This window comes from Wenzhouxiangella indolica (assembly GCF_042310355.1).
GTDB lineage: Bacteria > Pseudomonadota > Gammaproteobacteria > Xanthomonadales > Wenzhouxiangellaceae > Wenzhouxiangella.
Genome location: NZ_JBHJMR010000001.1, coordinates 241,345 through 261,098, shown reverse-complemented (window position 1 = coordinate 261,098; position 19,754 = coordinate 241,345). Strand labels below are relative to the sequence as shown.

The 19,754-nt window shown below is 64.8% G+C and carries 15 protein-coding genes; 10 read left to right on the top strand and 5 right to left on the bottom strand.

All coding sequences use genetic code 11. The features are described 5' to 3' along the window. Positions 1–20 precede the first annotated feature (20 nt). The 8 genes from phhA (at position 21) to ACDC67_RS01180 (ending at position 8,446) form a co-directional block, all read left to right on the top strand. Entirely contained in the window at positions 21–821 is an 801-nt protein-coding gene (gene phhA, locus ACDC67_RS01215) for a phenylalanine 4-monooxygenase (RefSeq protein WP_376690016.1), read from the top strand. A gap of 2 nt (positions 822–823) precedes the next feature. Next, the gene (locus ACDC67_RS01210) at positions 824–1,162 is read left to right on the top strand and encodes a 4a-hydroxytetrahydrobiopterin dehydratase (RefSeq protein ID WP_376690015.1); all 339 of its coding nucleotides are present in this window, start codon (positions 824–826) and stop codon (positions 1,160–1,162) included. Further along, positions 1,155–2,105 (top strand): AAA family ATPase, encoded by a 951-nt coding sequence (locus tag ACDC67_RS01205; protein WP_376690014.1) that lies wholly within the window; start codon positions 1,155–1,157, stop codon positions 2,103–2,105. The genes ACDC67_RS01210 and ACDC67_RS01205 overlap by 8 nt, the downstream gene beginning before the upstream one ends. After that, a complete protein-coding gene (locus ACDC67_RS01200) occupies positions 2,105–3,070 on the top strand; it encodes a DUF58 domain-containing protein (protein ID WP_376690013.1) in 966 nt (321 codons plus the stop codon). The genes ACDC67_RS01205 and ACDC67_RS01200 overlap by 1 nt, the downstream gene beginning before the upstream one ends. Next, complete coding sequence (locus tag ACDC67_RS01195) at positions 3,067–5,049, top strand: transglutaminase family protein (protein ID WP_376690012.1); 1,983 nt, start codon at positions 3,067–3,069, stop codon at positions 5,047–5,049. The genes ACDC67_RS01200 and ACDC67_RS01195 overlap by 4 nt, the downstream gene beginning before the upstream one ends. 51 nt (positions 5,050–5,100) lie before the next feature. Beyond that, positions 5,101–5,649, top strand: coding sequence for a Slp family lipoprotein (locus tag ACDC67_RS01190; protein WP_376690011.1), 549 nt, complete (start codon positions 5,101–5,103; stop codon positions 5,647–5,649). A gap of 46 nt (positions 5,650–5,695) precedes the next feature. Continuing rightward, the gene (lexA, locus tag ACDC67_RS01185; RefSeq protein ID WP_376690010.1) at positions 5,696–6,325 is read left to right on the top strand and encodes a transcriptional repressor LexA; all 630 of its coding nucleotides are present in this window, start codon (positions 5,696–5,698) and stop codon (positions 6,323–6,325) included. A gap of 102 nt (positions 6,326–6,427) precedes the next feature. Continuing rightward, the gene (locus ACDC67_RS01180) at positions 6,428–8,446 is read left to right on the top strand and encodes an alpha/beta hydrolase family protein (RefSeq protein ID WP_376690009.1); all 2,019 of its coding nucleotides are present in this window, start codon (positions 6,428–6,430) and stop codon (positions 8,444–8,446) included. An 857-nt stretch (positions 8,447–9,303) separates the two neighbouring features. Here ACDC67_RS01180 and ACDC67_RS01175 read toward each other — a convergent pair. The 3 genes from ACDC67_RS01175 to icd all read right to left on the bottom strand — a co-directional run bounded on the left by ACDC67_RS01175 (position 9,304) and on the right by icd (position 14,405). After that, entirely contained in the window at positions 9,304–12,246 is a 2,943-nt protein-coding gene (locus ACDC67_RS01175; RefSeq protein WP_376690008.1) for a TonB-dependent receptor plug domain-containing protein, read from the bottom strand. 86 nt (positions 12,247–12,332) lie between these two features. After that, positions 12,333–13,148: a nitrilase-related carbon-nitrogen hydrolase gene (locus tag ACDC67_RS01170; protein WP_376690007.1), complete on the bottom strand. Its 816-nt coding sequence runs from the start codon at positions 13,146–13,148 to the stop codon at positions 12,333–12,335. Between the two features lie 3 nt (positions 13,149–13,151). Continuing rightward, complete coding sequence (gene icd / locus ACDC67_RS01165) at positions 13,152–14,405, bottom strand: isocitrate dehydrogenase (NADP(+)) (protein ID WP_376690006.1); 1,254 nt, start codon at positions 14,403–14,405, stop codon at positions 13,152–13,154. Positions 14,406–14,469: 64 nt separating this feature from the next. Here icd and ACDC67_RS01160 point away from each other — a divergent pair, with 64 nt between their 5' ends. Next, on the top strand, positions 14,470–15,198 hold the full coding sequence (locus ACDC67_RS01160) for a hypothetical protein (RefSeq protein WP_376690005.1): 729 nt from the start codon (positions 14,470–14,472) through the stop codon (positions 15,196–15,198). 169 nt (positions 15,199–15,367) lie between these two features. Here the strand turns inward: ACDC67_RS01160 and ACDC67_RS01155 are convergent, their stop codons facing one another. After that, the gene (locus ACDC67_RS01155) at positions 15,368–17,602 is read right to left on the bottom strand and encodes a transketolase C-terminal domain-containing protein (protein WP_376690004.1); all 2,235 of its coding nucleotides are present in this window, start codon (positions 17,600–17,602) and stop codon (positions 15,368–15,370) included. 251 nt (positions 17,603–17,853) lie between these two features. Further along, positions 17,854–19,017: an acyl-CoA dehydrogenase family protein gene (locus ACDC67_RS01150; protein ID WP_376690003.1), complete on the bottom strand. Its 1,164-nt coding sequence runs from the start codon at positions 19,015–19,017 to the stop codon at positions 17,854–17,856. 232 nt (positions 19,018–19,249) lie between these two features. Here ACDC67_RS01150 and ACDC67_RS01145 point away from each other — a divergent pair, with 232 nt between their 5' ends. Beyond that, complete coding sequence (locus ACDC67_RS01145) at positions 19,250–19,645, top strand: hypothetical protein (protein ID WP_376690002.1); 396 nt, start codon at positions 19,250–19,252, stop codon at positions 19,643–19,645. Positions 19,646–19,754 lie beyond the last annotated feature (109 nt).

Here is a 19,754-nt window from a genome sequence, read left to right as displayed (position 1 = left end):
CAAAATTCAAGGAGGTGCTCATGGGCAAGTCAACCAAGTACGAAGCCAAGGTACCGGACGAAAATGGCATCATCCCGTACTCGGATGAAGAGCATAGCGTCTGGCGCGACCTGTATGCACGCCAGATCGAAGTCATCCAGGGCCGCGTGTGTCAGGAATTCCTCGACGGCCTCGAGATCCTGAACCTGCCCACCGACCGCATTCCCCAACCGACGGAAGTCTCCGAGGTGCTGCGTGAGCGCACCGGCTGGGAAGTGGCGCCGGTGCCGGCCCTGATCAACTTCGACAAGTTCTTCAAGCTGCTGGCGGAAAAGAAGTTCCCGGCCGCCTCGTTCATCCGCACGCGCGAGTCGATGGACTACCTGCAGGAGCCGGACATCTTCCACGAGATCTTCGGCCACACGACCATGCTCACTCACCAGGCGTTTGCGGACTTCACGCATGCCTACGGCCTGGCCGGCATCAAGGCCAGCAAGAAAGAACGCATCTTCCTGGCGCGGCTTTACTGGTTCACGGTCGAGTTCGGCCTGATCCAGAACGGCAGCCAGCTGAGCATCTACGGCGGCGGCATCGCCTCCTCGCCCGGGGAAACGATCTACTCGCTCCAGAGCGACGAACCCATCCGCCGGCCGTTCGATCCGATCGATGCGCTGCGCACGCCCTACCGCATCGACATCTACCAGACGGTCTACTACGTGCTCGACCAGATGGACGACCTGTTCGAACTGGCCAACGCCGATCTGCTCGCCCTGATCCGCAAGGCACGTGCACTGGGCGAGTTCGAACCCACCTATCCACCCAAGACCAAGGAAGCAGCCTGATCATGTCCGATTCCCTGACCGAAAAGAAGTGCGCCCCCTGCGAGGGCGGCACCGACCCCCTCGACCGCGACCGCGCAGAGCAGTTGCTGGCCCAGGTGCCCGGCTGGCAGATCGACGACGACGGCAAGATGATCTACCGCCGTTTCGAATTCAAGGGCTTCTACAAGACCATGGCATTCATCAACGCCATGGCCTGGATCGCAAACCAGGAAGGCCACCATCCGGACTTCGAGGCGGGCTACAACTTCTGCCTGATCCACTTCACGACGCATGCCATCGACGGGCTGAGCGAGAACGATTTCATCTGCGCCGCCAAGGTCAACGCGCTGCTGGATGAGTGAGCAATCGACGGCCCCCGCCGGGGGCCGAGCCGCCGAGGATCTGGGGCAGGCCCGTCGGCAGGTCAACGAGATCATCGTCGACAAGCACGAGGTCATCGACCTCGCCTTCTCGGCGCTCCTGGCCGGCGGACACCTGCTGATCGAAGACCTGCCCGGCGTGGGCAAGACCACGCTGGCCCAGGCGCTGTCGATGGCCGTGGGTGGCAACTGGCAGCGGATCCAGTTCACCAGCGACATGCTGCCGGCCGATATCCTGGGCGTATCCATGTATCGCCGTGAGGGCGAGCAGTTCGAGTTTCGCCCCGGCCCGATTTTCGCCAACGTGGTGCTGGCCGACGAGATCAACCGGGCCACGCCGCGCACGCAGTCGGCCCTGCTTGAGGCCATGGCCGAAGGCCAGGTCACCGTCGACGGTCACACCCATACGCTGCCGAAGCCCTTCTACGTCATCGCCACGCAGAACCCGCTCGATCTGACCGGCACCTATCCGCTGCCGGATTCGCAGCTCGACCGGTTCCTTTTGCGCACGCGCATCGGCTATCCGTCGGCCGCCGAGGAGCGACGGCTTCTGACCGAGCCCGACCGGCGCGACATGCTGCAGGAGATGCAGTCGGTCCTCTCGCCGCAGCGCGTGATCGAGTTGATCGAACAGGCCAGTCGACTGCACGTCTCCGAGCCGGTGCTCGACTACATCCAGGCACTGGTGGCGGCGACCCGCTCGCACCCCGCGGTCAAGGCCGGCCTGTCGCCGCGCGCGGCGCTGGCGCTGATTCAGACCGCCCGCGCCCACGCGCTGGTCATGCAGCAGGACTTCTGCCTGCCGGACAACGTACGCATCGTTTTCCCGGCCCTGGCCGCGCACCGCCTGCAGCCGGCCGCCGAGTCGAGCATGGACGGCGATGCGGTCGCTGCGGAAATCCTGGAGTCCACACCCGTTCCCTGATGCGCACAGCAGACGGGTCACGGGCCGGCGTCGGGCGCCCCAGGCTTTTCGACCGCTGGCTCAAGCGGCGCGCGCGGCTGGACCTGCCGCTGACGCTCGCCTACAGGCAGATCTTCATCCTCCCCACGCGCTTTGGCTGGATGCTGGGCGTGCTCATGGGCGCGATGCTCATCGGCAGCCTCAATTTCAACAACAACCTGGGCCTGCTGACAACTTTCATTGTCGCGGCCACCGCCATCAACTCGATGCTGCTGTCGTTCCGCAATCTGAACGGCCTCAGACTGCGCCACGGCACGGCCCGACCCGTGCACGCCGGTCAAGCGGTAAGCTGGCAGCTTGCGGCAATCAACCCCGATCCACGCGATCGCCCGGGCCTGATCCTGCGCGCGGGCGAGTCGAACAGCCGCTTCGACCTGCCCGCCAGCAGTGCGCGTGAGGTCGCCATCACCCTGCCCGCCGGACACCGGGGCTGGCACCGGCCCGGCCGCCTGCGCATCGAAACCACGCAGCCCCTGGGCCTGTTCCGGGCCTGGTCCTGGATCGAGCCCAGCGCGCCCTTCCTGGTCTGGCCGCGGCCGGCCGAACACGCGCCGCCCCTGCCAGAGGGCGGGGACGCCCGGGCGGGCCAGCGCAGCCAGGCGCGGGAAGAAGGCGAGGACTTCCACAGCCTGCGACCCTGGCGCGAAGGCGACCCGCTGCATCGCATTGCCTGGAAAGCGAGCCAGCGCCACCAGACCCTGCTCTCGCGCCAGTTCCGGCGTGAACTGTCGCGGGATCTCTTCCTCAGCCTCGAGCGGGCGCCGGGACGCGACGAGGAAGAACGTATCCGGATCGTGACCGCGTGGATCCTGCGCGCCGACGACCAGGGGCGACCCTGGACGCTCGAATTGGGGGGCAATCGACTCGGCCCCGATCGCGGCGAGCGCCACAAGCACGCCTGCCTGCGTGCACTGGCAGAACTGTGAAGCGCCCGCAGGAACATCTTCCATTCGCCCCGCTCGCGTGGACCATCGCGGCCTTCCTGATCGCGGCCACGCCGCATCTGCTAGCCATGCCGCCTGTGCTCGGCCTGGTCGTGGTCCTCACCTGCTCCTGGCGCCTGGTCGCTGCCCGGCAGCGCTGGAGCCCGCCGCCGGGCTGGCTCAGGCTCATCCTGACCCTGGCCGCGATCGCGCTGCTGGCGGTCAGTTTCGGCGGCCTTTGGGGTCGACGAGCGGCCACCGGCCTGCTTTGCCTGATGCTGGCCGCAAAGATGCTCGAGCTGTATCGAATTCGCGACCTGCGCATGGTCGCGTCCGTTTCGTTGTTCCTGATCTCCACGCAGTTCCTTTTCGACGAAAAATTCGTCTACCTCGTCTACCTGTTCGGCGGCGTCGTGGTGGTCTTCACCGCCCTGCATCGCATCCAGGGCGTCGAACTGGGCCATGCATCGGCGCCGGGCGGCGAGCGGCGATTCCTGCGCGACGGTGCGTTCATGCTGCTCGCCGGGCTGCCGGTAGCGCTGATCCTGTTCGTGACCTTCCCGCGCCTGGCCGAGCCGCTGTGGGGGCTGCCCGATGAAGTCATGGACGGCAAGACGGGCCTGTCCGATAGCATGTCGCCGGGCTCGATCGCCGAACTGTTCCTCGACGACTCACCCGCCTTCCGGGCCGAGTTCGAGGGCTCACCGCCGCCGCCGAGGCAGCGCTACTGGCGCGGCCCCGTGCTTTGGCGCTTCGACGGCGACACCTGGCAACGCGCTTTCATGCCCGCGCGAACGCCGTCGGTCAAGGTTCCGCCGAGCCCGGAAGATCTTCACTACTCGGTGCAGCTCGAGCCGCACGAACGCCACTGGCTGTTCGCCCTCGACTACCCGGTCAACACGCCGGAACAGTCGAGCATCTCGCTCGATTTCCAGATCACCCGCCGCGATCCGGTCACGACCCTGACCCAGTACCGCATGCGCAGCAACCCGGGCTTTACCGATATGCCGCGCCTGCCCGAGACGATACGCCGGCTGGCGCTGGACCTGCCGGACGATCGCAATCCGCGCACCCTCGAGATGGCGCGCGACCTGCGCCAGCGCTTCGACGACGACCGCGCGCTGATCGAACACGTCCTCGACTGGCTGCGCGAGGAGCCTTTCTACTACAGCCTCGACGCCTCCCCGCTCGGCCGACACAGTGCCGACGAATTTCTCTTCGACCTGCGCGAGGGTTACTGCGAGTACTACGCGTCGGCGTTCGCCATCCTGATGCGGGGCGCCGGCATTCCCACGCGCGTCGTTACCGGCTACCAGGGCGGCTTCTGGCAGGAAAGCGGCGAGTACCTGCTGGTGCGCAATTCCGACGCGCACGCCTGGGTCGAAGTCTGGCTCGACGGCAACGGCTGGACGCGGGTCGATCCGACCGCTGCGGTGTCGCCGGCGCGCATCCAGAGCGGCGCTCGAAGCGCCGCCGGAGACAGGGCGGGCCTGGACTGGCTGCGTAGCCTGCGCAATCGATACGACCGAATCCAGCACATCTGGAATGCCTGGGTGCTCGGTTTCGATGCCGAACGCCAGAGCCGTATGATGCGCTTGCTGGGCATGCCCGGCCTGTCGAGCACCGGCATGGCCGTGCTGATGGTCGCGACCCTGGGCGTGGTCGTCCTGCTCGTCGCCTGGGCCTGGTTCCGCCAGCCGTCCCGGTCGAGCGACCCCGCGCAACGCGCCTGGCTGAAGCTGCAGCGCCGGCTGCGGCGGCGCGGTCTCGGCCCGGCGATCGGCGAAACCCCGCTGCGATGGGCCACGCGAGTCGCACCACGACTGTCCGAGGGCAACCGACTGCTGGAACTGGCCGGCGCGTACTGCCTGATCCGCTACGGGGATCGCGGCGGAGACGCGCCCGTGCGAGAATTCAAGCGCGACTGCCGCCGGCTGTCCGTGCGCAAGCGCGCTGAACCGCGGACGCTTGCCGGCGTCTAATCTATTGATGCCGCCTGGCACGTTCCGCACCCTGAACAGGAGAGTCGGTTCATGATTACCATTCCTCGTCTGGTTCCGGCCGTCGGCCTGCTCACCCTGCTGGCCGCCGGCTGCGCCACGATACCCGAACCGCTCGGCGGCGAGTTCCCGCCCCTGTCGCCCGAGCAGTCCGAAGACCGGCACGTCGGTCAACGCGTGCGCTGGGGCGGGAGTATCGTCGATACCCGCCCGGGACGCGAGGAAACCTGCATCGAGATCCTGGCGCGCGAACTCGACAACCGCGCCCGCCCGCACGGCGGTGACGCCGACCAGGGACGCTTCCTCGCCTGCCGCGAGGGCTTCGAGGACCCGGCGGTGTTCGAGAGCGGGCGCGACATCACGGTGGTCGGCACCCTGACCGATTTCGTCGAGGGCCATATCGGTGAGTTCCGCTACATCTACCCGCGGGTCGCCGCCGATACGCTCTTTCTTTGGGGTGAGGACCGTCCGGTTCACCAATACCACGACCCGTTCTGGCGCTACGATCCCTGGTGGCCCTACGCCCGTTTTCCCTGGTCCCATTCACGCTGGCACTTCTCGGGCCACATCATCATCAAGTGATCGAAGGCCCATGCTTTTCGAACTGTTCTTTGATACAGTTTGAGCGATGGACCTGACGCCGCGCCAGCAAGAGATTCTCGAGTTCATCGAGCAGCGACTGCGCTCCGACGGGCTGCCGCCAACGCGCGCGGAAATCGTGGCGCATTTCGGTTTCGCCTCGCCCAACGCCGCCCAGTGTCATCTCCAGGCCCTGGCCAGGCGCGGCGCCATCGAACTGCGCGCCGGAAGGGCGCGCGGCATCATGCCCACGCGCCCCCAGGCGCCACCGGCCGGAGTGGAGGCAGGCGTGCGCAAGCTTCCCGTGATCGGTCGCGTCGCCGCGGGCTCCCCACTTCTGGCCATCGAGAACTTCGAGGACGAAGTCTGCGTCGACCCGCAACTGTTCAGCCCGGCACCCGACTATGCCCTGAAGGTCCGCGGCGACAGCATGACCGGAGCCGGTATCGAGGACGGCGATCTTCTTCTCGTCCACCGAACACCCGACGCGCGCGCCGGCCAGGTCGTGGTCGCCCGCATCGACGGCGAAGTGACCGTCAAGCGACTGCGCCGCAAGGGCCGAGGTATCTTCCTCGACAGCGAGAACCCCGACTTTCCCAACCTCCACGTGGTCCCGGGCAGTGACTTCGCCATCGAGGGCCTGGCGGTCGGGACCATCCGCGCATTCGGCGCCGCGTGAGGCGCCACGACACCGTTCGTACACGTTGATGACGAATTCAGTAAACTGGCGGTTCAAATCCAGCCGCCACACGGCATCCACTGAACAATGAGGATCAGCAACATGATCGGCAGAATCATCAGCACGGCGCTCCTGTTGAGTACCGTCATGACTACCGGGAGCGCTCATGCCGAGCCGATTCCCGCTGAAGACCTGGCCAAGGTCGCCAACATCCAGTCGGTTTCCATGAGCGCCGACGGCGAACATATCGTCGCCATCATCGCCCTGCCCGGCTCCGACAACCAGGAAACGGCCCTGGCGACCTGGGAACTGGACAATATGGACCAGGACCCCGAGATCACGCCCAGCGGCGACAAGATGAAGTTCATCGGCGCCGGCGCACTCAAGGCCGGCCGCCTGTTGGTCTTCGGACGGCAGGAGTGGACCGGCCAACTGGGCGGCTGCGGCGAAGGAAAGATCTCCGGCGCCACCAAGACCTTCGTGACCAAGCCCTACCTGACCGACGTGGAGCACGAAGAATTCGAGGAGGCATTCGCCCGCAACGTGCGCCGCATCGGCATCAGCAAGGACACCCAGACCTGCCTGGAAATCAGCGGCGAAGCATCGCTGGTGAGCACCCTGCCAATGGACCCGCATCGCGTGATCATCCAGCAGCTCAACGGGCTGACCCTGCAGGGCAACTTCTACCTGTACGACCTGCGCGACGGCAGCACCGAACTCCTGGTCAGCTCGAGCGCGGGCAGTTCGCCGAGCCTGTTCCATCCGCGCACCGGCGAAGTCCTGGCCAGAAACGAACTGGAGTCGGTCGACGGCGAGTACGTCCAGCGCTACCTCCTGCGCAACGATGAAGGCGATTTCGAGGTCCACGACAAGCTGAGCACCAAGCTGAGCGAGCGCCATTCCGTGACCATCGAAGGCGTGGACGAGGAAAGCGGCAAGTTCTACGTCCTCACCGACCAGTTCTCGAACCTGGTCCAGGCATGGATGTACGATCCGGGCAAGCGCGAATTCGATCCCGAGCCCCTGGTCGCCCACGATAAATATTCCATCGGCAGCCTGGTATTCGGAAACCGACCGTCGAACTTCAACCAGCTGCTCGGCTTCCGGATTTCCGGACCCCGCATGCAGACGGTCTACGTCGACCCCCAGATGCGCAGCATCCAGGAAGGTCTGGAACAGGCCTTCCCTGATCAGGTCGTCTCCATCAACAGCTACACCGACGACATGTCCACGGTGCTGTTCACGACATCCAGCCATCGCCATCCGCCCGCCTACCACCTGCTGCGCGATCGCAAGCGGGTCGAGCCCCTTGGCTCGCAACGGCCCTGGATCGACCCGGACGAAATCGGCGAACAGCGCTGGGTGACCTACGAGGCCCGCGACGGCATGGAAATCCCGGCCATCCTCGACCTGCCGGCCGGCTGGGAGGAAGGCGACGACGCGCTGCCGACCATCATCCACCCGCATGGCGGCCCCTGGGCTCGCGACGCGATGGGTTGGGACGCCTCCGGCTGGGTGCCTTTCCTGACTTCGCGCGGCTACGCCGTGCTGCGGCCGCAGTATCGCGGCTCTGCCGGTCTTGGACGGGATCTGTGGCTGGCCGGCGACCGGGAGTGGGGCCAGAAGATGCAGGACGACAAGGACGACGGCGCCCGGTGGCTGGTCGAGCAGGGTATCGCCGACGAGGACCGGATTGCCATTTTCGGCTACTCCTACGGCGGGTTCGCGGCGGTGGCCGCCACCGTGCGGCCCAACGGGCCCTATCAGTGCGCCATTGCCGGCGCGCCGGTCAGCGACCTGGGCCGCCTCGGCGTGACCTGGAGCGACAATCGCCTGCAACGCATCCTGCAGGGACAGACGGTCACGGGCATGGATCCCATGCGCAATACCGACAAGGCCGATATCCCGATCCTGCTCTACGTCGGCGACCGCGACGTGCGCACGCCTTCCTGGCACGCGGAGAACTTTTACAACGCCGTCAAGGAACACGTGCCGGCGCGCTTCCAGCTGATCTCCGACATGCCCCACAGCATGCCCTGGTACCCGCGCCACCAGACCCAGAGCCTGGCGCTGATCGAGGACTTCCTCGAAGGACAGTGTGGAATGGGCAGCGATTCCTGACCCCGACGCATTTCAGCTCACGACATGGCCCGCCGCGTCTTCGGATGCGGCGGGCTTTTCTTTGGTCGTCCTGATGCGTTGCGCTGCGTTCCACGCATCCTACGTTGCCTGCGATCTCCGCGGGCCGAGCCCGGTTCCGTAGGATGTGTGGAGGCCGGAGGCCGTAACGCATCAATTCCGGCGGTTGCATGAATCATCCGCGTGGGGGCGGCCGCAATGTCGTCCTGATGCGTTGCGCTGCGCTCCACACATCCTACGGTGCCTGCAATGCCCGTGGCCGAACCCGGTTCCGTAGGATGTGTGGAGGCCGCAGGCCGGAACGCATCATCGCCGGCGGTTGCATGAGTCGTGCGCGTGGGGGTGGCCGCAATGTCGTCCTGATGCGTTGCGCTTCGCTCCACGCATCCTGCGTTGCCTGCGATCCTGGTGGCCGAACCCGGTTCCGTAGGATGTGTGGAGGCCGCAGGCCGGAACGCATCATCACCGGCGGTTGAATGCGTCGTGCGCGTGGGGGCGGCTGCCATGTCGTCCTGATGCGTTGCGCTGCGCTCCACGCATCCTACGTTGCCTGCGATTCTGGTGGCCGAACCCGGTTCCGTAGGATGTGTGGAGGCCGCAGGCCGGAACGCATCATCACCGGCGGTTGCATGAGTCGTGCGCGTGGGGGTGGCCGCAATGTCGTCCTGATGCGTTGCGCTTCGCTCCACGCATCCTACGACCCGACGATCCTCCGGCAATTCGACTTTCCTCCACGGCTGGAAGGGCCAGGTCATGGCGCTTGGCGCCATACCTGGCGCACATAAAAAAGGGGCGGTGCTCACGCACCGCCCCAATGACTTCAGAAGCGTCTGACTTGCTTAGAAGTAGTAGTTGAGACGAACGAAGCCGGTACGTCCGCGCATGTCGTACTGGGTTGCGACCAGCGGGATATTGCCGCGACGGGTCACGACACCGCTCGAAACGAGGGGCGGGTCTTCGTTGAAGAGGTTACGCACACCCACCAGGACCGACCACTTGTTCTGCTCGTATTCGGCGGAAATGGTGTGGTAGATGGCGCGTTCGGCCGTGACATCGCGATAGGCCGGATCGAAGCCGAAGTAGGTCGTTTCCTCGTCGAGGAAACGCTTCTGGTCGGTTCGACGCGTGTACTCGGCGTAATAGTTGAAGGTCCAGTCATCGCGAGACAGCGTGGCGCGCAGGTTGCTGACCAGCTTCGGCCGACCAATGTTGCCGTTACGGTTGTTGTTGTCGAAGCCCTGGGCCAGGCTCGGGTCGAACAGCTGCTCGAGATCCTCGAACACCCAGGTGCTCTGGTTCTCGATAACCAGTCGACCGAACGAGAACAGGCTGTCGTAACGGAAGTTCACGTCGACACCGCGCGTCTTCTGACGATCCACGTTGAGGTACTGATCGCGAACCTCGGTGATGGAGAACGGTGCGGTCGGATGGTCCGCCGGATTACGATCGAACAGATCGCAGAAAGCGTTGGGATAGTTCGGCGAGCCATAGCAACCGCCAATGATGGAACCCGGACCGAGCTGAGCGACCTGGTCTTCCACTTCCATCTCAAAGTAGTCGACCGCGATGCTGAAGTCGGTGGCAGCCGGAGTGAGAATGATGCCGGCCGTGAAAGCGGTCGAGGTTTCCGGTTCGAGAACGCCCAGGCCACCGCCCGAGACGATGGTCGAGGACGTGGCGCCGCCAGCATAGTCGCCGGGGATGCCCGCAGCGGCACAGTTGTCACGCAGAAAGTCATTGTTGCTTTCTTGCCAGTCGATGCAGGGATCGATGCCGAGCTGGGGCTGGAAACCGGTCTGGTCGCCCAGGAACAGTTCGTACAGGGCCGGCGAGCGATACGAGGTGCCGTAGGTGCTGCGCAGGCGAACGGTCGGATTGATCTGCCAGTTCAAACCAGCTTTCCAGACGGAGTCGGAACCGGTCGTGTCGTAGTCGAACACGCGCGCTGAAGCATTCAGCGTGAGGGACTCGAACGGCGTCTGACCGGCAAGCAGCGGCACATCGATTTCCGCGAAGCCTTCGACGACCGAATCGGAGCCCTTGGTCACCTGGGCCGAGGTGGAACCCCAGAGGTCGCCACCCTGCGAAAGGTCACTGGGACGGTCGTCGATGCTGAAGTCGCGGTACTCGGCACCGAAGGCCACGCCCATCGGGCCGGCCGGCAGCTGAAACAGGTCGCCGGTGATGATACCGGTCGTCACGAACTGGTCGTAAACCGTGTTGCCGGTATGAACCTGCCCGACAGCGTTGACCAGCTCATTCATGCGGGCACCGCTGAGGATGTCCGGATCGAAGTAGTCGACGTCCGGCCCATCGGGGTCGAACTGAACGTCGCCCGAGCGCGAGGCAACAATGCCGTTGTTGGTGTAGTCACCGTCCGAGCGCGAGTAGGACGCGTCGACCGACCAGGTCCAGAGGCTGTTGCCGACGGAGCCCTCGAGGCCCGTGGCCACGTAAAAGTAGTCGACTTCAATCGTATTGTTGGACGGGTACGGCATGATCGGCTGTGCGATACCGGAGGGTACTGGCGTCTCGAAATTCGGGTTGTCGGGATACCCATAACCCGGAGCGACGGCCGTTGCGCCACCCATCAGGGGGAAGAATTGACGCCAGCCTTCGGTGGTGGTTTCGCGGCTGTTGTAGAGCCACTCGGTGTCCCAGGTGACGCCCCCTGCGAAGTCGAGGTTGAACTCCGAGGAACCGTACACACTCATGCGCTCCTGCCGATTGATCGCCATGTCGGTGTTGGCGAACGGGAAGTTCAGCTGGTCTTCATAGAACGCCTGGCCACCGGGATCGTCGTAACGGCCATTTGCGCGCGGGCGGTAGCCCGGAATCAGGCCAATGGTCTGACCATCGGGCGCCGGAACGTAGCGGTCTCCGAACGCGGCATCAATGACGGTATTCGCGTAGAGGTTGTTGCAGCCGGCCAGATCCGTTCCGGCCAGGACCGAGCGATCCTCACGGTCGATACGATTACCTTCGGCGTCCCAGAAAAGGTCTTCCGGGCAGCTGAGGAAATCGCGATCGCTGCGGCGGAGCTCTTCCTGGAAGAAGTACTCCGCGGCGACGACGACGCTACCGCTTTCAAAGTTCCAGCCGTAGCCGGCCGAACCCTGGTAGACGGCACCGCCCGACTCTTCCGGCTGGTTGATCTGCAGCGAAACTTCGCCGCCGTCCAGGTTCTTGCGGGTAATCACGTTGGCCACGCCGGCAACGGCGTCGGAGCCGTAGATCGACGAGGCGCCGTCCTTGAGCAGCTCGATGCGCTGAACAATGACTTCAGGGATCACGTTGAGGTCGAAAGCCCCGACCTGGCCACGCGTGCCGGCCGGACCCGGACGTCGGTTATTGAGCACGACCAGGGTGCGCTGGGCGCCCAGTCCACGCAGGGAAAGGGAGTTGATGCCCGTTCCACCCTCGATCACGAAACCATTGAACGTGTTGTTGAACTGGGTGGAACCCGCCGCAACGCTGGAGCGCTGCAGGTACTCGGCCGTGCTGACCTGGCCGACCTGGGCCTGCGTTTCCGCGTTGATGACCTGAACCGGCGAGGTGGAACTGTATTCAGCGCGGCGAATCAGCGAACCGGTGACCTGCACACGTTCGAGATCAGCCGCTGCTTCCTCTTCTTCTTCGTCTTCGGCCGCGTCTTCGGCCACATCCTGATCCGTCTCGGGATCCTGGGCCTGTGCCATGACCGGGGCGCAGATCAGACCCAGTAAAGCGAAGAGAATCAACAGGCTGGAGAGAACCAGCCGCTTTCTGATTAGCGTCAACATCCCTATCTTACTCCCTGAAGTTACATAATGGTTAAGGGAGTATAGCCGCAGGCCGGGGTACGAGCAACCTCGTATTTAAAAAAGAATTAACGTTTTCTGAATACACCGGAAACCAAGCGAAAATCGTCGCCATCGGCCAGGAAGGGCAGCGCCTCTCGAAAGTCGCGCAGCTGAGAAAGGCGCATCGACACCCGGGCGCTTTCCTCGGCCGCCCCCAACTCCACGATTCGCCGACCGTCCGGCCCGCGAAGCACGGTGTCGCCCGCGTAGTTCACGCCGTTGCCGTCACGGCCGCAACAGTTGACGCCGATGACATAGGCCTGGTTCTCGATCGCGCGGGCCTTGAGCAGGCTGCGCCAGTGGTCGGCCCGGGGCGCGGGCCAGTTGGCGACGAAGATCTGCACGTCGAAATCGCGGCTGTTCCGGCACCAGACCGGGAACCGCAGGTCGTAGCAGACCTGCAGGTCGAAGCGCCAGCCGCGCCATTCGGCCACGACCGGGCCCTCGCCGGCGGTGTAGCGCTCATCCTCGCCGCCGAAGGAGAAACGATGTCGCTTGTCGTAACAGACCGGTTCGGCATCGGGCGGCATGAAGACCATGCGGTTGAAGCGACGCCCTTCGCCATTGCCGATGACGAGGGAGCCGGCAATGGCCGCGCCGCGCGAGCGGGCCTGCTCGCGCAGCCAGGCGATGCTCGGCCCGTCCATGGTCTCGGCGTCCAGACCGGCATCTCCCAGAAAACCGGTGGTAAAGGTCTCGGGGATGACGTAGAGATGGCAGCCGGGCTGCGCGTCCATCATCGCCGCCAGGCGGCGGCGATTGGTTTCGGGATCCTGCCAGGCCAGCTCGGCCTGGACCAGACCGACCTCGAGGGTATCGGCAACGTCGTGCGCTGCCGGCACCGATCAGGCCTTCTGGATGGCGTCGACGAGTGCGTCGGCGAAGCCGGAGGTCTTCACTTCCGTGGCGTCGTCGCGCTGACGGGCGAAGTCGTAGGTCACCGTGCCGCCGACAACTACCTTCTCGAAGGCGTCCTCGATCAGGCGACCCACTTCCGGCCAGCCGATGTAGTCGAACATCATCACGCCCGAGAACAGCAGCGAGGAAGGATTGACCTTGTCCTGGCCGGCGTACTTCGGCGCCGTGCCGTGGGTGGCTTCGAACACCGCCACGTGGTCGGCCATGTTGGCACCCGGGGCGATGCCGATACCGCCGACCGAGGCGGCCGCCGCGTCGGAGAGATAGTCGCCGTTGAGGTTCATCGTCGCCAGCACGTCGAACTCGGCCGGCCGAAGCTGCAGCAGCTGGAACATGATGTCGGCGATGCGGTCCTTGATGACGATCTTGCCTTCGGGGCGCTTGCCGTCGTGCTTTTCCCAGAGTTCGTCCTCGGTGATGGTCACGTCGCCGAACTCCTCGGCGGCCAGCTCGTAGCCCCACTTGCGGAAGGCGCCCTCGGTGAACTTCATGATGTTGCCCTTGTGCACCAGGGTCACCGACTCGCGCTTGTTCTCGATGGCGTGCTCGATCGCCTTGCGCACCAGGCGCTTGGTGCCGAACTCGGAAATCGGCTTGACGCCCAGGCCGGCGCCGTCGAAGAACTTCGCGCCCATTTCCTCGCGCAGGAACTTCGCCAGCTTCTCGTTTTCGGCCGTGCCGGACTCGAACTCGATGCCCGAGTACACGTCTTCGGTGTTTTCGCGGAAAATCACGACGTCGAAATCGTCGGGATTCTTCAGCGGCGAGGGCACGCCCTGGTAGTACTTGACCGGACGAACGCAGGCGTAGAGGTCGAGCGTCTGACGCAGGGACACGTTCAGGGAGCGAAAGCCTTCACCGACCGGCGTGGTCAGCGGCCCCTTGATGGCCACGGTGAGATCCTTGATGGCGTCGAGGGTTTCGTCGGGGAAATAGTCGCCGTCGTAGATACCGGCGGCCTTCTCGCCCAGGTAGAGCTCGGCCCAGTGCACCTTGCGCTTGCCGCCGTAGGCCTTCTCGACCGCGGCGTCCCAGACCTTCAGGCAGGCCGGCGTGATGTCGACACCGATGCCGTCACCTTCGATGTAGCCGAGAACCGGCTCGTCGCCGACGATCATCTGGTCGTCTTCGACGCGAATCTTCTCGCCCGATTCGGGCAGTCTGACGTGCTTGAAACCCATCTTGCATCCTCTTAACGCGAAAGCCGCTAGTTTACCATCGCTCAATCACGACTCGCTGCCGGACATGGGCTCGAACGGGGACAAGCGACGCATCTGGCCGACAGCGGCCGTACTGGCCCTGTCGGTGCTGGCGCACGCGGCGCTGATGCTCCTGCCGCTGCCCGGACCGCGCCAGGACTCCCCCCGACGCGATCGCCCGACGATGGTCGTCGACCTCGCACCCGGGCCCACCGAGCGCGCGGCCGAAACCCCGCAAGGACTTCCGGAGCCGGAAGCGGAGCGATCGCCGCCCGAGCAAATGCAACAGCCCCAAGAGCCCCAGGCAACCGAACCCGCGGATGCGGCGCAGTCCGCGCTGGCGTCATCCGCCCCGGCCGAAACGCCGGCCGAAGCCGTCCCGGCCGATGCAACAGCCTCAGCCGATCGAATGCAGGCCCAGCTCCTCGACGCCGCCCGGACGCTCGGCCGCGAAAGCGAACAGGACGCTGGGGACAACGGACTGCAGTACAACGAAACGCCCGCCCTGCCCTCGCAGCCGGGCTGGCTGAACCAGTACACGGGGACGGTCAGTACATCCATTGATCAATGGAAGGGCATGGACGGCAGCCGCAATGTCCGGTTCGTCACCGCCAGCGGGCAAACCTATTGCGTACGAATCCGTCCTCCGACGATCTGCGAGACCTTCAATCCCGGGATGTCGTCGGCAGTTCCAATGATCCGCGATTGTGGACGGGCAAGCCCGCAAGCGCCCGAGCTGGACAATCCCTGGTTGCGACAACCGCGGGCGGAGTAGGTTTCAGGTTTCAGGGTTCAGGAAAACATGGGCTTGTAGGCTTTGTTTCAGGTTGGTGCCATCCGTCTCGCGGCGCAGCCGCCCACCCATTCCTCCGGTTGCCGACCTGAAACCTGAACCCTGAAACCTGAATCCTATTTCTTTTTCCGGAACCCCGAACCCGAGAGACCTAGGTGACCACCTCCAGGCAGGCTTCGAGCAACTCTTCCTCGGTCGCCAGGATCAGGTTGGCTGCATCCCCCAGGGGAATGTAGCAATCCGCGCCGGTCAAGCGACGAATGGGCCGATCTGCCACGCCAGCCTCGACCAGTGCGGTAACCAGCCCCTCGCCGATACCGCCGTCGGGCCGGCCTTCGTCGAAGACGACAATGGCGGAGCATTCGGCTGCATGTCGGGCGACAGCCTCGACGTCGAGCGGCTTGAGCCAGCGCAAGTCCAGGACGCGAACGCCTGTGCCCCGCTCTCGCTCGAGCTCGCGCGCGCAGCGCAGTGCCATGGGCACGCCGTTGCCGAAGGTGACGATCAGCAGGTCGCTCGCCGTCTCGTTATAGACGCGCGCGGCAAACGGCTCGATATGCTCGCCCGGCGCGGGATAGGGAAAGCTCCATCGCCCGTCGTCCTTTTCGTACAGGTCCTTGGTCATGTACAGCGCAATCGGCTCGAGGAAGGCCGAGACGCGACCATCGACCTTGCCCAGGGCCGTCATGGTGCGCAACATCGTCACCGCATCGTCACCGCGCGAGGGACAGCCGATGATCAGCCCGGGAATATCGCGCAGGGCGGCAATCGAGTTGTCGTTGTGGAAATGCCCGCCGAAACCCTTCTGGTAACCCAGGCCGGCGATGCGCATGACCATGGGGTTGCGGAAGCGGTCGTTGGAGAAGTACTGGAGCGAGCAGGCCTCGCCGCGAATCTGGTCGCAGGCGTTGTGGAAATACGCCAGGTACTGGATCTCGGGAATGGGCAGGTAGCCCATCGCAGCGTAGCCCTGGGCCAGGCCGAGGATGGTGGTCTCGTCGAGCAGGGTATTGAAGACCCGCCGCGGCCCGAAGCGCCAGGCCAGGCCCTTGGTCACGGTATAGACACCGCCCTTGCGCGCCACGTCCTCGCCGAAGGACAGGGCCTGGGGATACTTGACCAGCAGGTCGGTCAGGGCGCGATTGATCTGGACGGCCATGTGCTTGGCCGGCTGGTGCTCCGGCAGCAGGCGCTCGTTGCCGAACACGCGCATGCGCGCTTCCTTCGAAGGCATGCGGGCCGCTTCTTCGGCGACGGCGTCGGGCGACAGCGGCGCCAGGGACCGCATCGCCTCGTCCCGCGTTGTAATCCGTCCCGCCCCGTCGGCGCGGTCGGCCTCGGCCAGGCAGCGCTCGGCCAACGCGCGGTAGCGCTCGCGAACCTGGGTCGGCGTCATCAGGCCGCGGCCGACGATCGCCTCGGCCGAGGTCTTGAGCGGATCCCGGGCTTCGGCCGCCTCGAGTTCGGCGCCCGGACGATACTCGATCTCGAAGTCGGTGCCGGCATGCCCCATCAGGCGGGTGGTCTTGAGGTGCAGGAAAACCGGTCGACGACGCGTGCGGCACTCGTCGACGGCCCGCTGCACGGCTCCGAAGCCCTCGACCAGGTCGAGTCCGTTGGCGTAGTGATAGCTGATGCCGTGACGGGAACGCATGCTGTCGGCCACCCAGTTGGTGGGCGTGGGCACGGAAATGCCGATGTCGTTGTCCTCGCAGACCAGCAGCACCGGCACGGGCAGGCTCTGGTGCCGCGACCAGGCGCAGGAATTGATGGCCGTCTGGGCGGCGGCGTGGTTGAGGCTGGCGTCGCCAAAGCTGCACACCACGATCGAATCGTCCGGCACCGGCAACTCGTGCTTGCCGCCACGGCCGTGCGCAATGGCAAGCGCCGTGCCGACCGCCTTGGGCAGGTGGCTGGCGATGGTCGAGGTCTGCGGCAGCACCCACAAGTCGGGATGCCCCCAGACCTTGTGCCGGCCGCCCGAAGCCACGTCCTCGCGCGCGGCGGCGAAACTCAGGCAGGTGTCGCGGATGAAATCCAGGCCCGAACGCTTGCGGTAGCGCTCGGCCATGAATCCGCCCGAGCGATAGTGGAGGAAGGCCGGGTCGTCCGCCCGGGTCAGGCGCCCGACCAGGGCATTGCCCTCGTGCCCCGAGGAGCCAATCGTGTAGAAGACCTTGTTTTCCAGGCGCTTGATGCGGGCCATCAGATCGAGCTGGCGCGAGGTCATCTGGCTGTCGAACAGCTCGAGCAGGTCGGCGTTGGGCAGCCCGGGCCGGTCGAAGACAGCCACCCGGCCGTCCTCGATACCGGCCAAGTGGTCGAGAAAGTTCTGATCGACGACTTCGGCGCGATTGATGTTACGGGACTGCGTAGGTTTGTTCATGAATCTGGCCGGTAAAGCTATTGCGATCGTCCGGGCATGATCGAATGCCTCAAATTCGAAATTTCAAGCACCAAATCCGAAACAAATTCGAATGTTCGAAATCCCAATGTTTCAAACGAGCCCGAGAAATGGTCTACAGAAACGAAGCGAACGCTTGGCACGGTCTCGTTTCGGTCATTGCGATTTTGGTCATTGGGTTTTGTTTCGAATTTGGTGCTTCGAATTTCGGATTTCGCGTTCACCAGAACGCGTCAAAACGCGTTGTGTCCGGTCAATTCGCGGCCGATGATCAGCTGGTGGACCGTCTCGGTGCCCTCGTAGGTGATCACCGACTCCAGGTTCAGGGCGTGGCGGATGGCCGAGTACTCCAGCGTGATTCCCGATCCGCCGAGCAGGTCGCGGCATTGGCGCGCGATGTCGATGGCCATGCGCACGTTGTTCCACTTGGCCAGGGACACCTGGCTGGGGTGCAGCTTGCCTTCGTCCTTGAGCCGGCCCAGGCGCCAGGAAAGCAGCTTGGCGCTGGTGATTCGCCGCGCCATGTCCGCGAGTTTGATCTGCGCGCTCTGCGTGGCCGCAACCGGCCGGCCAAACAGTTCGCGCTCTTCGCAGTAGTCGATGGCCTCCTTGAGGCAGGCCGTGGCCGCGCCGATCGGGCCCCAGGTGATGCCGTAGCGCGCCTGGTTGAGGCACGACAGCGGCCCCTTGAGCCCCTTGACGTTCGGTAGGCGGTTGGCGTCGGGAACGCGAACATTGTCGAGGTACAACTCGGAGGTGATCGAGGCGCGCAGCGACATCTTGGCGTGAATCTCGCGCGCCTCGAAGCCCTTGAAATCCTTCTCGACGATGAAACCCTGCACGCCCTCGTCGGTCTGCGCCCACACGATGGCGATGTCGGCGATATTGCCGTTGGTGATCCACATCTTGGCGCCGTTGAGGATCCAGTCGTCGCCGTCCTTCTTGGCGCGGGTCTTCATGTTGGACGGATCGGAACCGCCCTGGGGCTCGGTCAGGCCGAAACAGCCGATCACCCGGCCCGCCGCCATTTCCGGCAGCCAGCGCTCCTTCTGTTCCTCGGAACCGAAGGCGTGGATGGGGTACATGCACAGCGAAGACTGTACGGAAACGAAGCTGCGCAGCCCCGAATCACCGCGCTCGAGCTCCTGGCAGATCAGGCCATAGCTGACGGCGTTCAGGCCGGCGCAGCCATAGCCTTCCAGGCTGGAACCAAGCAGGCCCAGCTCGGCGATCTCCGGAATCAGCTCGTCGGGGAAGCGGGCCTCGTCGAAGCACTTGGGGATCAACGGCAGGGCTTTTTCATCGACGAAACGGGCCACGGAGTCGCGGATCATCCGTTCTTCGTCGGTCAAAAGGTCATCGATTTCGTACAGATCGAGCGGATCGAGGGAGCGCATGGACAGTCTGGCATCACTATTTGGGCAACCGGCCCATTGTACGTGATCACGTCGAAACGATCATCCGGGGATCGTTCACCCAGGCGGCTCTGGCCGCTCCCGTTCAAGGCCCGAGTTGCCCTGTCGGAGCTGCCATGGTATGAACAAGGTATGGCTGCTGGCAGGATCCGGAAAAGTAAGCTCCCCCGATTCCGCCATCAGCCGGCTCCCTCATTCAGGACGGAGGTGGAACATGACCTATCGCAGCATGACGATTCTCGCCACAATCGCGCTGGCGGCAGTCTTTCAACTGGCCTTTGCCGGCAACCAGGCTCCCGCCAAGGCGCGCGTGGTCGGCGGCCCACCCAATCCGGTGCAGTACATCTACGAGGTGGAACTGACCGCGATCAACGGCGAGCGGATCATCCCGCGCGACATGCTCACGCTCGAACCCGGTGATTACACGCTCACCGCGCGCGTGCCGGCCCGGGTCACCGAGCCCGCCGTCGGCCAGCGCAAGCGCCGCTGGAGCGAGGACGTGAACTTCGATATCACGCTCGAAGCCGGCCGCGACTACAGCGTCCGGGTCCAGTGGAACCGCAGCAACTTGCAAACACCCTACGAACTGGTCATCGCCGAGCTCGACTGACCGCGAACGACGGGGCGGGAAAAGGCGAACCACCCACCGCCCGTCCATCGGTGACACGCGAAACCCGGTCGAGAGCAGCCGGAGGTTCCTCCTCGCCGATCGGCCGGGT

Bases quoted from the DNA above. Each gene is read 5' to 3' on its own strand.
- phhA (WP_376690016.1), top strand. From the start codon at position 21: ATGGGCAAGTCAACCAAGTACGAAGCCAAGGTACCGGACGAAAATGGC.
- ACDC67_RS01210 (WP_376690015.1), top strand. From the start codon at position 824: ATGTCCGATTCCCTGACCGAAAAGAAGTGCGCCCCCTGCGAGGGCGGC.
- ACDC67_RS01205 (WP_376690014.1), top strand. From the start codon at position 1,155: ATGAGTGAGCAATCGACGGCCCCCGCCGGGGGCCGAGCCGCCGAGGAT.
- ACDC67_RS01200 (WP_376690013.1), top strand. From the start codon at position 2,105: ATGCGCACAGCAGACGGGTCACGGGCCGGCGTCGGGCGCCCCAGGCTT.
- ACDC67_RS01190 (WP_376690011.1), top strand. From the start codon at position 5,101: ATGATTACCATTCCTCGTCTGGTTCCGGCCGTCGGCCTGCTCACCCTG.
- lexA (WP_376690010.1), top strand. From the start codon at position 5,696: ATGGACCTGACGCCGCGCCAGCAAGAGATTCTCGAGTTCATCGAGCAG.
- ACDC67_RS01180 (WP_376690009.1), top strand. From the start codon at position 6,428: ATGATCGGCAGAATCATCAGCACGGCGCTCCTGTTGAGTACCGTCATG.
- ACDC67_RS01175 (WP_376690008.1), bottom strand. From the start codon at position 12,246: ATGTTGACGCTAATCAGAAAGCGGCTGGTTCTCTCCAGCCTGTTGATT.
- icd (WP_376690006.1), bottom strand. From the start codon at position 14,405: ATGGGTTTCAAGCACGTCAGACTGCCCGAATCGGGCGAGAAGATTCGC.
- ACDC67_RS01160 (WP_376690005.1), top strand. From the start codon at position 14,470: ATGGGCTCGAACGGGGACAAGCGACGCATCTGGCCGACAGCGGCCGTA.
- ACDC67_RS01155 (WP_376690004.1), bottom strand. From the start codon at position 17,602: ATGAACAAACCTACGCAGTCCCGTAACATCAATCGCGCCGAAGTCGTC.
- ACDC67_RS01150 (WP_376690003.1), bottom strand. From the start codon at position 19,017: ATGCGCTCCCTCGATCCGCTCGATCTGTACGAAATCGATGACCTTTTG.
- ACDC67_RS01145 (WP_376690002.1), top strand. From the start codon at position 19,250: ATGACCTATCGCAGCATGACGATTCTCGCCACAATCGCGCTGGCGGCA.